At 40.5% G+C, this 14,479-nt stretch carries 13 protein-coding genes and 1 other annotated feature; of the genes, 12 read left to right on the top strand and 1 reads right to left on the bottom strand.

From position 1 onward, the window contains the following. Positions 1–158: 158 nt before the first annotated feature. From AC52RT_RS10945 to AC52RT_RS10925, 5 genes are all read left to right on the top strand, one after another. Positions 159–1,238, top strand: a complete 1,080-nt coding sequence (locus AC52RT_RS10945) for an AI-2E family transporter (protein WP_495540773.1) — start codon at positions 159–161, stop codon at positions 1,236–1,238. Positions 1,239–1,289: 51 nt separating this feature from the next. Then, positions 1,290–1,503, top strand: a binding site (T-box leader). 47 nt (positions 1,504–1,550) lie between these two features. Continuing rightward, complete coding sequence (gene alaS, locus AC52RT_RS10940; RefSeq protein ID WP_495540772.1) at positions 1,551–4,187, top strand: alanine--tRNA ligase; 2,637 nt, start codon at positions 1,551–1,553, stop codon at positions 4,185–4,187. Positions 4,188–4,257: 70 nt separating this feature from the next. Further along, positions 4,258–4,527, top strand: coding sequence for an IreB family regulatory phosphoprotein (locus AC52RT_RS10935; RefSeq protein ID WP_340846538.1), 270 nt, complete (start codon positions 4,258–4,260; stop codon positions 4,525–4,527). Further along, positions 4,527–4,949, top strand: a complete 423-nt coding sequence (ruvX, locus tag AC52RT_RS10930) for a Holliday junction resolvase RuvX (protein WP_495540771.1) — start codon at positions 4,527–4,529, stop codon at positions 4,947–4,949. The genes AC52RT_RS10935 and ruvX overlap by 1 nt, the downstream gene beginning before the upstream one ends. Positions 4,950–4,961: 12 nt before the next feature. Beyond that, complete coding sequence (locus AC52RT_RS10925) at positions 4,962–5,255, top strand: DUF1292 domain-containing protein (protein WP_495540770.1); 294 nt, start codon at positions 4,962–4,964, stop codon at positions 5,253–5,255. 92 nt (positions 5,256–5,347) lie between these two features. On the opposite strand, the gene AC52RT_RS10920 is transcribed toward AC52RT_RS10925, so the two are convergent. Beyond that, positions 5,348–6,256 carry a TetR/AcrR family transcriptional regulator gene (locus tag AC52RT_RS10920; protein WP_495540769.1) on the bottom strand — a complete coding sequence of 303 codons (909 nt, stop codon included), beginning with the start codon at positions 6,254–6,256 and terminating at the stop codon, positions 5,348–5,350. Positions 6,257–6,447: 191 nt separating this feature from the next. Here AC52RT_RS10920 and AC52RT_RS10915 point away from each other — a divergent pair, with 191 nt between their 5' ends. The 7 genes from AC52RT_RS10915 to AC52RT_RS10885 all read left to right on the top strand — a co-directional run bounded on the left by AC52RT_RS10915 (position 6,448) and on the right by AC52RT_RS10885 (position 14,451). Next, positions 6,448–7,950 (top strand): DHA2 family efflux MFS transporter permease subunit, encoded by a 1,503-nt coding sequence (locus AC52RT_RS10915; protein ID WP_495540768.1) that lies wholly within the window; start codon positions 6,448–6,450, stop codon positions 7,948–7,950. 168 nt (positions 7,951–8,118) lie between these two features. After that, positions 8,119–9,261 (top strand): endolytic transglycosylase MltG, encoded by a 1,143-nt coding sequence (mltG, locus tag AC52RT_RS10910; RefSeq protein WP_495540767.1) that lies wholly within the window; start codon positions 8,119–8,121, stop codon positions 9,259–9,261. A 120-nt stretch (positions 9,262–9,381) separates the two neighbouring features. Further along, positions 9,382–10,098 carry an O-methyltransferase gene (locus tag AC52RT_RS10905; protein ID WP_495540766.1) on the top strand — a complete coding sequence of 239 codons (717 nt, stop codon included), beginning with the start codon at positions 9,382–9,384 and terminating at the stop codon, positions 10,096–10,098. Positions 10,099–10,262: 164 nt separating this feature from the next. Next, complete coding sequence (gene udk / locus AC52RT_RS10900) at positions 10,263–10,898, top strand: uridine kinase (protein WP_495540765.1); 636 nt, start codon at positions 10,263–10,265, stop codon at positions 10,896–10,898. A gap of 259 nt (positions 10,899–11,157) precedes the next feature. Beyond that, a complete protein-coding gene (greA, locus tag AC52RT_RS10895) occupies positions 11,158–11,631 on the top strand; it encodes a transcription elongation factor GreA (protein WP_495540764.1) in 474 nt (157 codons plus the stop codon). Positions 11,632–11,911: 280 nt separating this feature from the next. Further along, a complete protein-coding gene (locus AC52RT_RS10890) occupies positions 11,912–13,684 on the top strand; it encodes a peptidoglycan D,D-transpeptidase FtsI family protein (protein WP_495540763.1) in 1,773 nt (590 codons plus the stop codon). A 74-nt stretch (positions 13,685–13,758) separates the two neighbouring features. Further along, a complete protein-coding gene (locus AC52RT_RS10885) occupies positions 13,759–14,451 on the top strand; it encodes a YrrS family protein (RefSeq protein ID WP_495540762.1) in 693 nt (230 codons plus the stop codon). The last annotated feature ends 28 nt before the right edge of the window (positions 14,452–14,479 follow it).

Raw genomic sequence — 14,479 nt, 5'->3', positions numbered from 1 at the left:
GCTGTTGAAGTGGAAGCGGGAGGAACAAAAAACAGTCCGCAGAAGTAATAAAAGGTATTTACAACAAAAAATCGAAGAGTGGTTTGCCCCAAATATACCCCGCCTTCCTGCATAATTTCTCCACTTTCCACGGAAACTAGGTTTGGGAGGGATGCGGGATGAGTATTCGGCTTAAGTGGTTTTATCGGTTGGGGTTTTTGTTGTTATTATTTATTGTTCTTTATGTGTTGATGAAGCTTAAGCCGTTTTGGAGTCCTGTGCTGGGTGTGGGGGTGAAGGTGCTGATTCCGTTTGCTGCTGCTGCGTTTATTAGTTATTTGCTTCATCCTGTTGTTGAGTTTCTTCATGTGAAGGGGATGAGCCGTGGTCTGTCGATTGTGGTGATTTATGTTTTGTTTTTTGGGGGAATTGGATTTGCGGTGTACCGCGGCATTCCAGTCATTATGAAGCAGGTGGGGGAGCTGGCGGAAAGTGCGCCGGTTGTTGCGGAACAATATCGCGGCTGGATGAAGATGATTGAAGCCAAGACCACACATTGGCCGTTTGGTGTCCATGAGCGGATCGACGAGATGATAGCTTTGATCGAAAGTAAACTTGAGGCACTGGCAGGTACAATTATGAGCTATTTTCTCCGGGCCTTCGATTTTTTTCTGCTAATTGTACTTATCCCATTTCTTGCTTTTTACTTTATTAAAGATTTTCAAGCTATCAAAAAAATGACTTGGTACATTACTCCAAAAAAATTCAGAAAGCAAGGGATCTCTTTTCTTCGTGATGTAGATACGTCACTAGGCGGTTATATTCGCGGACAGATTCTTGTTTGTGCAGCGATGGGGTTGGTTTCAGCTTTCCTTTTTTGGGTGGTTGGGATGGAGTATCCGTTGCTGCTGGGTACGATTATTGGCATTACCAACGTTATTCCGTATTTCGGCCCCATTATCGGTGCCATTCCAGCTGTTATTATTGCTGCTTCTATTTCTGTGAAAATGGTTATAATAGTGGGTGTGATCGTGTTGGTTTTACAGTTTCTTGAAGGAAATATTCTTTCGCCGCTGATTGTGGGAAAAAGTTTGCATATGCATCCGGTTTTAATTATGTTCGGCCTCTTGGTTGGAGGTGAAATTGCAGGCGTAGCAGGTCTGATTATTGCGGTTCCTGTCCTCGCCATTCTTAAGGCTTTTGTGCTGCATGCGAAGATTCATTTCGGAAAAACGCAATCAAGTCAGTTCGATGATTGACAAATAAATTTTGGATGAATATAATCCAATACATAAGAACTTTTATAATTCGTAAACACAGTGATGGAAAAAGTATGTTGACGTCCATATGTTTAGAGAGAATTTCCCTTGGCTGAAAGGAAATTTCGATGTAGTCGACAGAAAGCTAGTCCGGAGTGCAGCTAATTCCTGCCGTTTCGCCGCGTTAAGGCATTGATGAAGGTGATGGGTGCGTGAATTTGGCCCATAATCAGGGTGGTACCGCGAGCTAACTCTCGTCCCTGTCAGGGGATGGGAGTTTTTTTTGTGCCCAAATTTAAGGAGGAAATAATGATGAAATATTTAACAGGCGCGCAAATCCGCCAAATGTATCTAGACTTTTTTAAGGAAAAGGGACATGCAGTTGAGCCGAGTGCTCCACTAGTGCCGCATGAAGATCCATCTTTATTATGGATTAATTCAGGTGTTGCTACTTTGAAGAAGTATTTTGATGGTCGAGTGATTCCAGAAAATCCACGGATTACGAATGCACAAAAAGCAATCCGTACAAATGATATTGAAAATGTGGGGAAAACAGCTCGTCACCATACGTTTTTTGAAATGCTCGGTAACTTCTCGATTGGTGAATACTTTAAAGAAGAAGCGATTACATGGGCATGGGAGTTCTTGACTGACGAAAAATGGATTGGTTTCGATAAAGAGAAACTGGCTGTAACCATTCATCCTGAAGATGAAGAAGCATTTGAACTATGGAATAAAAAAATCGGCTTGCCTGCTGAGCGGATTATCCGGTTAGAAGAAAACTTCTGGGATATCGGTGAAGGTCCAAGTGGTCCGAATACAGAAATCTTCTATGACCGCGGACCGGCATATGGAGACGATCCCAATGATCCAGAACTTTATCCTGGCGGCGAAAACGAGCGTCATTTAGAAGTTTGGAACTTGGTATTCTCACAATTTAATCATAATCCAGATGGTTCATATACACCGCTTCCTAAGAAAAACATTGATACAGGAATGGGACTTGAACGGATGGCTTCAGTTGTTCAAGATGTTGCCACCAATTATGATACGGATCTATTTATGCCGATTATTGCTGCAACAGAAGAAATTTCTGGTGTGAAATATGGCACTGGAGCTGCATCAGATGTAGCATTTAAAGTAATCGCTGACCATATCCGGACTGTTGCGTTTGCTGTCGGTGACGGAGCGCTTCCATCAAATGAGGGCCGCGGCTATGTGTTACGTCGTTTACTGCGTCGTGCTGTTCGTTATGCTAAGCAAATCAATATTAATCGTCCGTTCATGTTTGAATTAGTGCCGGTTGTCGGTGAAGTCATGCATGCCTTCTATCCAGAAGTTAAAGATAAAGCAGCGTTCATTGCGAAGGTTATTAAAAATGAAGAAGAACGTTTCCATGAAACTCTTCATGACGGCCTTGGAATTTTATCCGATGTGATTAAAAAAGAAAAAGCAAAAGGTTCAACAACGATTCAAGGTTCAGACGTATTCCGTCTTTATGATACGTACGGTTTCCCAATCGAGTTGACAGAAGAGTACGCTGAAGAAGAAAACATGGCTGTTGATCATGCTGGGTTTGAGTCAGAAATGGAAGCACAGCGTGCACGTGCTCGTTCTGCTCGACAAGATGTGGACTCTATGCAAATTCAAGGCGGTGTGTTAGGCGACATCAAAGTCGAAAGTAAGTTTGTCGGCTACGATCAGCTTGAAGCAGAAGCTGTCATATCAGCAATCGTTCAAAACGGTGAGTTAGTAATGGAAGCGAATGAAGGCGAAGAAGTGCATGTCATCTTAAGTGAAACACCATTTTATGCAGAAAGCGGCGGACAAATGGCAGATAAGGGCGTTATTGTCAGTGAAGATGTTAAATTGTCTGTATTAGATGTTCAAAAGGCACCTAATGGACAAAATCTTCATCGTGTAACGGTAACTGCTGGTACATTGGTTCAAGGAGCTAAAGTGGTTTCGGTTGTTGATCAAGCTAACCGTCTTCCTATCATTAAGAACCATACAGCGACTCATTTAATGCATCAAGCATTGAAGGATGTTCTTGGAACGCATGTTAACCAAGCGGGTTCACTTGTTCAAGCAGAGCGTCTTCGTTTTGACTTTTCTCATTTTGGACAAATTCAACCAGAAGAGATTGAGCAAATCGAAAATATTGTTAATGAAAAAATTTGGCAAAGTTTGAATGTAAATATTGATACAAAAGATATTGAAGAAGCAAAAGCAATGGGAGCTATGGCGTTATTTGGAGAAAAATACGGCAAGGTTGTTCGTGTTGTTCAAATCGGCGATTATAGTCTAGAGCTTTGCGGCGGTTGTCACGTTCCAAATACCGCAGTCATTGGGCTGTTTAAAATTGTTTCTGAAAGCGGAATTGGTGCTGGCACACGCAGAATTGAAGCTGTAACGGGTGCTGCTGCATACAAATTAATGGCTGATCAAATATCAACCTTAAAAGAAGCAGCAAATAAACTGAAAGCTAATCCAAAAGATCTTCCTTCACGAATCGATGCTGTTCTGTCAGAAGTGAAAGAGCTGCAGCGTGAAAACACGAGCCTTTCTGCTAAGCTAGGAAATATTGAAGCATCAAGTCTTGTTTCTAAAGCGATGCAAATTAACGGAGTTACCGTTCTTTCTGCGAAGGTTCAAGGAGTAGATATGAACAATCTTCGTGCAATGGCGGATGATTTAAAAGAAAAACTTGGATCAGCCATTATTGTTCTTGGTTCTGCACAAGGCGATAAAGTAAACTTAATTGCGGCTGTTACAAAAGATTATATTGCACAAGGTTTCCATGCTGGAAAAGTCATCAAAGAAGTGGCTACACGCTGCGGCGGCGGCGGCGGCGGACGTCCGGATATGGCGCAAGCTGGCGGAAAAGATCCAGAAAAATTGGATGCTGCGCTTAATTTTGTTGAAGAATGGGTAAAATCCATTTCATAATGGACAAAAAGTATTGTACAATGGTTATAGCAGTCGGAACACGTTTATAACTGAAGAGAGGGTGCATTACATGAGTTCCTTTGATAAAACGATGAAGTTTAATTTCCCGGAAGAACCGTTTGAACAAGACGTAAAAGAAGTTTTGTTTCAAGTGTATGCTGCTCTTCAAGAAAAAGGCTATAATCCGATTAATCAAATTGTCGGATATTTGCTTTCCGGAGATCCGGCGTATATACCACGTCACATGGATGCCCGGAATCTTATTCGCAAGCTTGAGCGGGATGAAATTATCGAAGAATTGGTTAAATCGTATTTAAAGAGCCATCGTGAGGAAAACTAATGCGTACAATGGGTTTAGATTTAGGAACTAAAACTATCGGCGTTGCGATCAGCGATGCGATGGGGTGGACTGCACAAGGTCTTGAAACAATCAAGATCGACGAAGCGCAAAAGAATTTTGGCATGAAACGGCTTCGCCAAATTATCGACGAACATGAAGTCACTAAAATTGTCCTAGGTTATCCGAAAAACATGAATGGAACAATCGGTCCCCGGGCTGAAGCAAGCGAGTCGTTTAAAGAGCATCTTGAAAATAAATTCAAGATACCCGTTTTCCTTTGGGATGAACGGCTTACGACAATGGCTGCCCAACGCGTGTTAATTGATGCGGATGTCCGCAGGGAAAAACGGAAAGGTGTCATTGATAAATTGGCAGCAACCTTAATCCTGCAAGGCTTTTTAGATAGACAATCAAAACTATGAGGTGAATGATTAATGGAACATAATGATAACAATATTACAATAGTAGACGAGAATGGGAACGAACAACTTTGTGAGGTTTTGTTCACGTTTGATTCAGATAAATTTAACAAATCTTACGTCCTTTACTACCCAATGTCATTAGAAGACGAAGAAGAAGAAATGGAAATCCACGCATCATCTTTCGTTCCAAGCGAAGATAACAAAGACGGTGAGCTTTCTCCAATCGAAACTGAAGAAGAGTGGGACATGATTGAAGAAATGCTTAACACGTTCCTTGACGCTGAAGGCGACGAAGAAGAAAACTAAGATAGTCAAAACCCCCTGTCCAAATGGATAGGGGGTTTTACTTTTTCTCAGAATCAAGAGCAAAAAAAACAAACTTCACAGTGGAGTTTGTTTTAGATGTCAGTATCTAATTGTCCAAGGCAGGTATTGATGTTAGTTTTGAAATGGTCAATGGCTGCCTTTTCCTTCGGCGTGTATAGTGATGTTAGTGTTTGTAGCGTGCTGTCTAATAAGAATCGGCGTGGTTTGTTTGAATGTAGTAATTCTTCTTGAATGAAATCGATTAATTCAATTGCCCGTTCACGATCATTTCCACTCAGTAATTTATTCGTTGCCTTTTTCAATGCTAAGATTGAATGAATCAAGTCGCTATGACATTGGTGTTGATGGTTTCTGAAATTAGGAAGCCAAGTATCAATTAGCTCGGGATCTAGAATTTGGACGCCGCTTGTTGAAATTTCATTTAATATTTGAATATTCCGGTCGATACAATATCGAATGATTTTTTCTTCTGATGAATGAGCTGCATTAGCAAGTTGATTATATTGATTCAACTTTATGATCATGCCTTGAAAAATCACAGCTAAGTCAAGTAAATATGGTTTTTTACTTTCACCAAAAATATCAATGAAACGCACATATGTCCATCGAAGACCTAATAATTGAACCCGTTTAATAAATTTCTTTAACTCTTCATCATTGGATACCAGTATTTCTTCTATTAAAATGAGTAACTTACTTTGTCTGTTGAAAATCATTTGTATTTCTAATTGTTTAATGAAAACTTCAATATCATTTAATTCTTTCCCAATCAGCAGGGCTTCTCGTTCTTCATTAATCTGTTTATAAAAAGAACGGAAGATGGCAATAAATAATTCGCTCTTTGAAGGGAAATAATTATAAAATGTACCTTTTGATATACCGCTTCCATCTAAAATATCTTGAACGGAAGTTGCTAAATATCCTTTTTCGATAAATAACTGATGGGCGGTTTCAATTACTTTTTGCTTCCGATTATTCATAATGATCACCTAGACTTTCATTATACTGCTGGTGGAATCTTTATCTTACAATTTTTCTGAAGGTAGTACAAATCCAGTGCAGATTTTTTTATTGCAAAAGTTGAACTAGAGGTATAATATATATTTTATGATAACGGGGTATACCCATTGTACAATAAAATGAACCACAAGTTCAAATGGAGGAAAAAAATATGAGTACTGCTCAACTAAATGAGAAAAAGGCCCCTTATGGCATTCTCGCTATTCTTATGGTCGGTGCTTTTATATCGATTCTAAATTCAACATTGTTGAATATTGCCCTTCCTTCTATTCAAAAGGACCTGGGTGTTGAAACATCGACTGTACAGTGGCTGGCCACTGGTTATATGCTCGTTAACGGGATTATGATTCCGACAACAGCATTCTTAATTCGTAAGTATTCTGTGCGGAATTTGTTCTTAACAGCGATGCTGCTGTTTACAATTGGTACGATTACTGCCGGTGCAGCAACTACTTTCCCACTGTTGCTTGGAGGTCGAATGATTCAGGCGGCTGGATCTGCTATTATGATGCCGTTACTAATGAATGTGCTCTTAACAGCTTTCCCGGTTGAAAAACGGGGATCGGCAATGGGACTGTTTGGTTTAGTTATGATGTTTGCTCCAGCGATCGGACCAACGCTTTCAGGCTGGATTGTTGAACATTATGATTGGAGAATGTTGTTCCACTTCATTACTCCACTTGCGGTTATTATTCTTGCTTTCGGCTTCGTTAAGCTGAAGGATAAAAAAGAAAAAGTAAATATTAAAATTGATGTTCTTTCTGTTATTTTATCAAGTCTTGGATTTGGCGGCTTGTTGTATGGATTTAGCTCAGCCGGTTCAAAAGGTTGGGATAGCCCTTTGGTTTACGGAACATTAACCGTTGGTGTCATTTCATTAATCCTGTTCATTACACGTCAGTTGAGAATGGATTCACCGATGCTTGAATTCCGGATTTTCCGTCACCCAATGTTTGCTTTGTCAGCGAGTATCTCGGTTGTCTTAAATATGGCATTATTTTCAGGAATGATTTTACTGCCGATGTATATCCAAACGATTCGGGGTATTTCACCATTCGATTCAGGACTGCTTATGCTTCCTGGTGCCATTTTAATGGCAATTATGTCTCCGATTACTGGTAAATTGTTTGATAAATTTGGCGGACGAGTGCTTGTGGTAACGGGCTTATCTATCACAGTGGCATCGACGTACTTCTTTAGTCAGTTGACAATGGAGTTATCATACGGCACGTTGGTTACCATGTTTACGATCCGGTCCTTTGGGTTGGCGATGGCAATGATGCCTGTAATGACAAACGGTTTAAACTCTCTACCGGCACGGATGAATCCTCACGGTACCGCGATGAACAATACGCTTAACCAGATTTCCGGTGCGATCGGTACGGCATTGCTCGTAACGGTTATGTCTAACCGTGCAGCTACACATGGTGAAGAGCTTGCGAAAGCTGCTATGAGTAAAGCAACTGGTCAACCGAGTGCGGAAGCACTTGCGCAATTGCAGAGCATGGCGATGCTTGAGGGAATTAATGATGCGTTCCTTGTAGCCACCTTTATTGCAGCGTTAGCATTGATTCTTTCATTCTTTATGAAGCGTGCACGACCTGCTGAAGATACTACCTATGGAAAAAACGAAAAAGATAATCAATCTGCTTAAATTATTTCGCAGAAAGCCTCTATGCTGAGTTCAGTATAGAGGTTTTTTTTCTGCGTTTGAATAGCTTCTATTGACAAAACCTGTGCACTTTTGTCATTAATAGAGAGTGCATGACAAAAAATGCGCATGATAAACGTATGAACGTGTTTTTTTACAGGGGGTTTGAGGATGAAAGATAGAGATCAAGACAAGATGTCAAAGAAGGCCTTGATACGAAAAAGTATGATTGAACGTCAAGGAGAGGCGAAAATTGTTCGTAAAATTATTTTAATTGTAGTGATGGCGTTTATCCTGGTAGCCGGGATTCTTGGTATCGGCGGGTATCTATACGTTAAGAGTGCTTTAGAGCCATTGGATCCAGATAACAAAAAAACCAAGGAAATTGAGATCCCAATCGGTTCTGGTGTGAGCAGTATCAGCACGATTTTAGAAGATGAAGGCATTATTAAAAATGGCCGGATATTCAAATATTATATTAAATTAAAAAACGAGGCAGGATTCCAAGCAGGTACATATAAACTTTCCCCTTCAATGGAGCTGGATGAAGTACTGAGTTCGATTAAATCTGGGAAAGTAATGAAAGAGGCGGCCTTGAAGATCACGATTCCTGAAGGGAAGCAGCTGAGTCAAATCGCAACCATTATTGCTGATAAAACGAATCAGAAGTCAGAAGATGTTCTAGAAAAGCTGGATGACGAAAAGTTCGTCAAAAGTTTACAAAAAAAGCATCCTAAACTTTTAACGAATGATATTTTTAATGAAAAAATAATTCATCCGCTAGAGGGTTATCTTTTCCCAGCCACGTATTCCTTTTATGAAACGACTACACCGCTGGAAACAATCGTAAGCGATATGCTTTCGCAAACAGAAAAAGTACTGGCTGGTTACGAAGCTGAGATGAAGGAAAAGAAATACTCACCGCATATTCTGTTGACGTTTGCTTCTTTAATTGAAGAGGAAGCCACAGTCAATGTTGACCGAAACAAAATCTCATCGGTGTTTCATAATCGATTAAAGGCCAATATGCCGCTGCAAACCGATCCAACGGTCCTTTATGCGAAGGGCAAGCATCAGAAGAAGGTCTATTATAAGGATCTAGAAGTCGAATCCCCTTATAATACCTATAAGAACAAAGGCTTAACGCCAGGACCCATTGCTAATGCTGGTGACACATCGATTGAAGCTGCATTGCATCCGGACAAAACTAAATATTATTACTTCCTTGCAACGTCATCAGGTAAGGTGCTTTTCTCCGTATCGCTTGATGAACATAATAAGAAAAAGGCCCAATACATTACGAATGATAAATAGGAAACAATTAGTGGAGGATGAGAGATATCATTCTCCTTCTTTTTATGGTAAAATAGTCGAAGTGAAATTTCAGTGCGAAAGCTGTCGTGACATGCAGGAACTTTTTTACTAACTCGGCAGATGCCGGGTTTTTTGTATGATAATGAGCCGAGTGAATCGAAGCCAGCATGGGAGGATACAAACGTGAATCAGAAGATAGAAAGCTATCTCCGTTCATTACTGACGGAACGCACCGGTTTATTTGCAGAAATTGAGAAATATGCCGAAGAAAATCATATTCCAATTATGGAGCCTGAAAGTATAGAAGTCTTATTACAAATTATTAGACTGAAACAGCCGCAAAGTATTTTAGAAGTTGGTACAGCAATTGGCTACTCTGCACTAAGGATGATCGATGCAGTACCCTCTGTGAAAGTTGTCACGATTGAACGACATGTAAAACGGATTGCTGAAGCAAAAGCAAATATTGAAAAGTCCGGCAAACAGGAGCAAATTACGCTGATTGAGGGCGATGCACTAGAAGCGGGTGAAGCAGCAGGAGCTCATGGACCCTATGACATCCTTTTTGTAGATGCGGCAAAAGGACAATATAAACGGTTTTTTGAACTATTTGTACCGTTTTTACGACATGATGGTATAATCATTACCGACAATGTTTTATATAAAGGACTTGTGGCTGAACCTTTGGCAGAAATTGAGCCTAAGAGAAGACGTGCATTGGTCAGAAAGATTCATAATTATAATGTATGGCTGCACAACCATCCAGATTTTGATACTGTTATTTTGCCCATTGGAGACGGTGTAGCGATTAGCAAATATAAAAAGCCTTTAATATAGGCATTGATTTCGCCTTCTCGAACGAGGAGCCAGCGTATAAGCGTAAAATGTTTGGGAACCATAGCGATGAGACTTCGATTTATCGGGACTGGTTCTCCGTTATGATGATAAGACAGGCGAATGACCTGTATGAATCAAAACAACGATTTGAGAGGAGAACTACTATGGCTGAAAGACCCGTTGTAATCGGTGTTGCTGGAGGTTCTGGTTCTGGGAAAACCAGTGTATCTAGAGCAGTATATGAACACTTTAAAGGTCACTCAATTTTAATGATTGAGCAGGACTTTTATTATAAAGATCAAAGCACATTACCTTTTGAGGAACGTTTAAAAACGAATTATGATCATCCACTTGCTTTTGATACAGACTTGTTAATTGATCATTTGAATAAGCTGTTAAGCTATGAGCCAATTGATAAGCCTGTATATGATTACGCAGAGCATACTCGTTCAAATGAAGTAATCAGGGTAGAACCGAAGGATGTTATCATTCTTGAGGGAATTCTGGTGCTTGAAGATGAACGTCTTCGTGACCTGATGGATATTAAGCTGTTTGTCGATACCGATGCTGATTTGCGGATTATCCGTAGAATGACACGCGATATTAAAGATCGCGGACGTTCGATGGACTCAGTGATTGATCAATACATTAATGTGGTTCGCCCTATGCATAATCAATTTATAGAGCCAACGAAACGCTATGCAAACATTATCATTCCTGAAGGCGGCCAAAATCATGTAGCCGTTGATTTAATGGTAACTAAAATACAAACAATCCTTGAACAAAAGTCATTTTTGTAATAACATGGCATAGATAAAGAATATGCAGTATTTTCCTTGCCTTGTGATTTTTGTTTAACCAATACAAACAACAGCTTCATATAACACACGTCATTTTTTATATACTTTTTGTGCAAATAAGTAATAAGCGCGTTCTTTTCATAAGAACGCGCGCTTATGTATATTCATCTGTTTGTACGGGGCAGGGCAATAAGCACGCTGCATTACATAAAACTTTATGATATTCGTTATGATAAAGAACTTGAAGGAGTGAAGGGTTTTGGCAATCGAAAAAGTATTCCCAATGACTAAAGAAGGTAAAGAAAAATTAGAAAAAGAATTAGAAGTATTAAAAACGGTTAAACGTAAAGAAGTCGTAGAACGTATTAAAATTGCTCGTAGTTTCGGGGATCTATCAGAGAACTCTGAGTACGATTCAGCAAAAGAGGAACAAGCCTTTGTTGAAGGACGCATCACAACACTTGAAAATATGATTCGCAATGCGAAAATTATTGAAGAAGATACAACAACAGACAGTGTTACACTTGGGAAATCCGTAACATTTGTTGAACTGCCGGATGGCGACGAAGAAACGTATAACATTGTCGGCAGTGCCGAAGCAGATCCATTCGAAGGAAAAATCTCAAATGATTCACCAATCGCTAAAAGCCTGATCGGCAAAAAAGTGGGCGACACTGTTTCAGTCAACACACCAGGCGGCGACATGACCGTAAAAATCGTATCTATTAAGTAATAAATAAACAGTTTCAAGAGGTTCGGAATGAGTTCATTCCGAACCTCTATTCCATTTTACGGAGCAAATAGTCCTGCGGGAACACCGCCGCCCCGTGGAAAGCGAAAGCGCCTGGAATTTTTAAGATTTCATTGTCTACAATTTGAAACGCCGTCCCTGCGATAGCGTTTTTTTATTTACTTATAGTTATTTGTTCAAATGGTTTGTCCATTAATAGGTAATTTTTCTACATTCGTTATAAATTTTGGACTCTCGTCAACAATGGTAGTGAGGTGTTGGTATGAGGAAAAAACGAATTTCTTGGCTTGGTATAGGGATAATGGTGATCCTAGGTGTACTTGTGGGTAGGTTGGTGCAGATTCAACTGATTGATACAGAGTCATTTTCGAGTCATGAGATTAATTTAATTGAAGCTAGTGTAAAGCAGCGCTCACAGGTATTGACTCTAGATGATGGCCGGGGGAAATTTTATGACCGGAACGGGGCGGCGCTGGCTCATGAGGAAGTGCCGACGCTGGTTTTGTTTCCTTTTTTAAAAAGTATGAGCTGGCCGTCAGATAAAATAGCCGCGATTGTTGGGGTATCTGAACAGAAGCTGTTAAGTGACATCGAATTGGCTAAAGAGCCGTTTCCGCTTAAGGGGAATGATGAATTGCCGCTCACGCTGACAGCAGAGCAGACAAAGTCAGTTAATGCGTTGAAAATTCCCGGTGTTTTTGCGGTCCGCGAGAAATTTTACACTAAGAATACTCCAGCAGCACAGTTGATTGGTTCAACGATTAAATACTCTTCGCTTAAGGAGAAGCGTTATCCGGAACGGGAAATATCGAATGATACGCGGGTGGGCTATAACGGTTTGCAAAACACGTTTGATGAATTTCTCCTTTCAGATGGTGAATCACAGCTTGTCTTTCATGTCGACGCTAAAAGAGGCCCTCTCTTTGGTGTTGACGTTAAATATGTCGAACCTGCCAATCCTTTGTATCCTGTTAAGGTAATGAGCACCATCGATAAATCCATTCAAGAAGAAGCGGAAAGAATCGTGGATGCTCATGGTATAAAAAAAGGCGGGATCGTTTTGCTCAATATTGAAACGAGTGAGATCTTAGCAATGGTTTCCCGGCCAGCGTTTTCAAAATTAGAACCATCGGGTGAAGGCTCGATTAATTACATGCTCCGCCAGCAAACGCCAGGATCTGTTTTTAAAACCGTAACGGCTGCTGCAGCTATTGATTACGGCCTTGAAGCACAACAACGGACCTTTGATTGTAATCAGGGGATTGATGATAATAGACCGGCACAGCGTAAGCTTGGTCAGCTTAATTTTAAAGATAGTTTTGCTCAAAGTTGTAATAGGACAATAGCTGAAGTTGGACAAGAAATGGCAAAAACCCATCCTGATTATTTGGAACAATATGCAGAAAAGTTAGGGTTAGTAGGGTTGTCAGGCTGGAACGGCGAGGTCTATCATTCACCAGTGACACAATTATTTAATGAAGAAAAAGGACAGATTTGGAATCAGAAGAATGCTGATCAGCAAAAGAAAGATATGAAAATGGTGGCGAAATCAGCGATTGGTCAGCAAGATGTCCAGGTAAGTCCCTTGGCGATTGCTAATATGATGGCGACGATTGCCCGCGGCGGGGAAAAAAGAATGGTGAAAGCAGTTAGTAAAGTAGAATTTAGTAATGGTGCGAGTGTATTCCAATTTCCGGATAAAACTATCGGTGGAGAAAGCTTGGCGCCCTATACAGCGATGAAAATGCAGGAATTACTGCGGACTGTTGTCAGCAGTGAACAGGGTACTGGACATAGTTTGGCTTCTTTGCCCTATGAAGTGGCTGGAAAGACTGGCACAGCCCAGACAAATTTAGAAACCAAAAAATTAAATAAATGGTTTGCGGGTTACTTTCCATACAAAAATCCTCGCTATGCGTTGGTGACAGTTAGTCTTGATACAAACGAACATTCAGAGAACGTGGTGCCGTTGTTTGCTGATCTTGTCCAAGCCATTTATAACAAAAATCATCCAGCTGGAAATATGACACAATAGCTAATACTTCTAACGAACCCTTGAACATGTTAAAATGAGAATTCAACCAATCAATGTCAGGGGGATTTCATTTAATGAGCAAGAAGTATAGCGGCATGCAGCCGGATTCCCGGCTGGATGCGCGAGAAAAAAAGCGTAAGATTAATAAATTCTATAATATAGCGATTACGCTTGTTGTTGTCCTGATCGTGATTGTTGGTTTGTCAATTTTCTTAAGCAATAATTCCGATAGTGATACGGCTTCTACTACAGAAAAGACAACGAAAGAATCCGATACAGCGGCTACAGATGAAAATAAAGAAAAAGCAGAAGCTGAAAAAGCTGCTGATGAAGAGAAGAAGGCAGCAGAAGAGGAAGCGGAAAAAGCTGCTGAAGAAGAAGCAGCAGACGAAAGCAAAACTGAGGAAGACACTGAAGCTAAAGTAACAGAGATTGAAGTAAATGATGACGAAAATGTTGAGAAGGCTTATAAGAGTGATGATTGGGAGCCGGTTGGTACTGAGCAATCCGGTGAACATGTAACAAGCTTTGATAAGGGTTCTGCTGATTGGAAGGAAATGACGACAGCACTTTCGAGCAGTACAGGAATTGCTGAAAGCGATATGACGATTTGGCGACTTGGAAACGGCGGGGCTCCGAATAAGGCTACCGGTACTGTTTCAGCCAAAAATGATGATAAAACCTATCGAGTACAGCTTGAATGGGTTGATGGTTCAGGCTGGCGTGCAGCTCAAGTCGAAGAACTTAAACAAAACGATCAAAGATAATAGAGAGAAACGCGGCGTCAGGGATGAA

Source organism: Peribacillus sp. (assembly GCF_059453735.1).
This window is presented reverse-complemented; position numbering and strand designations above follow the sequence as displayed.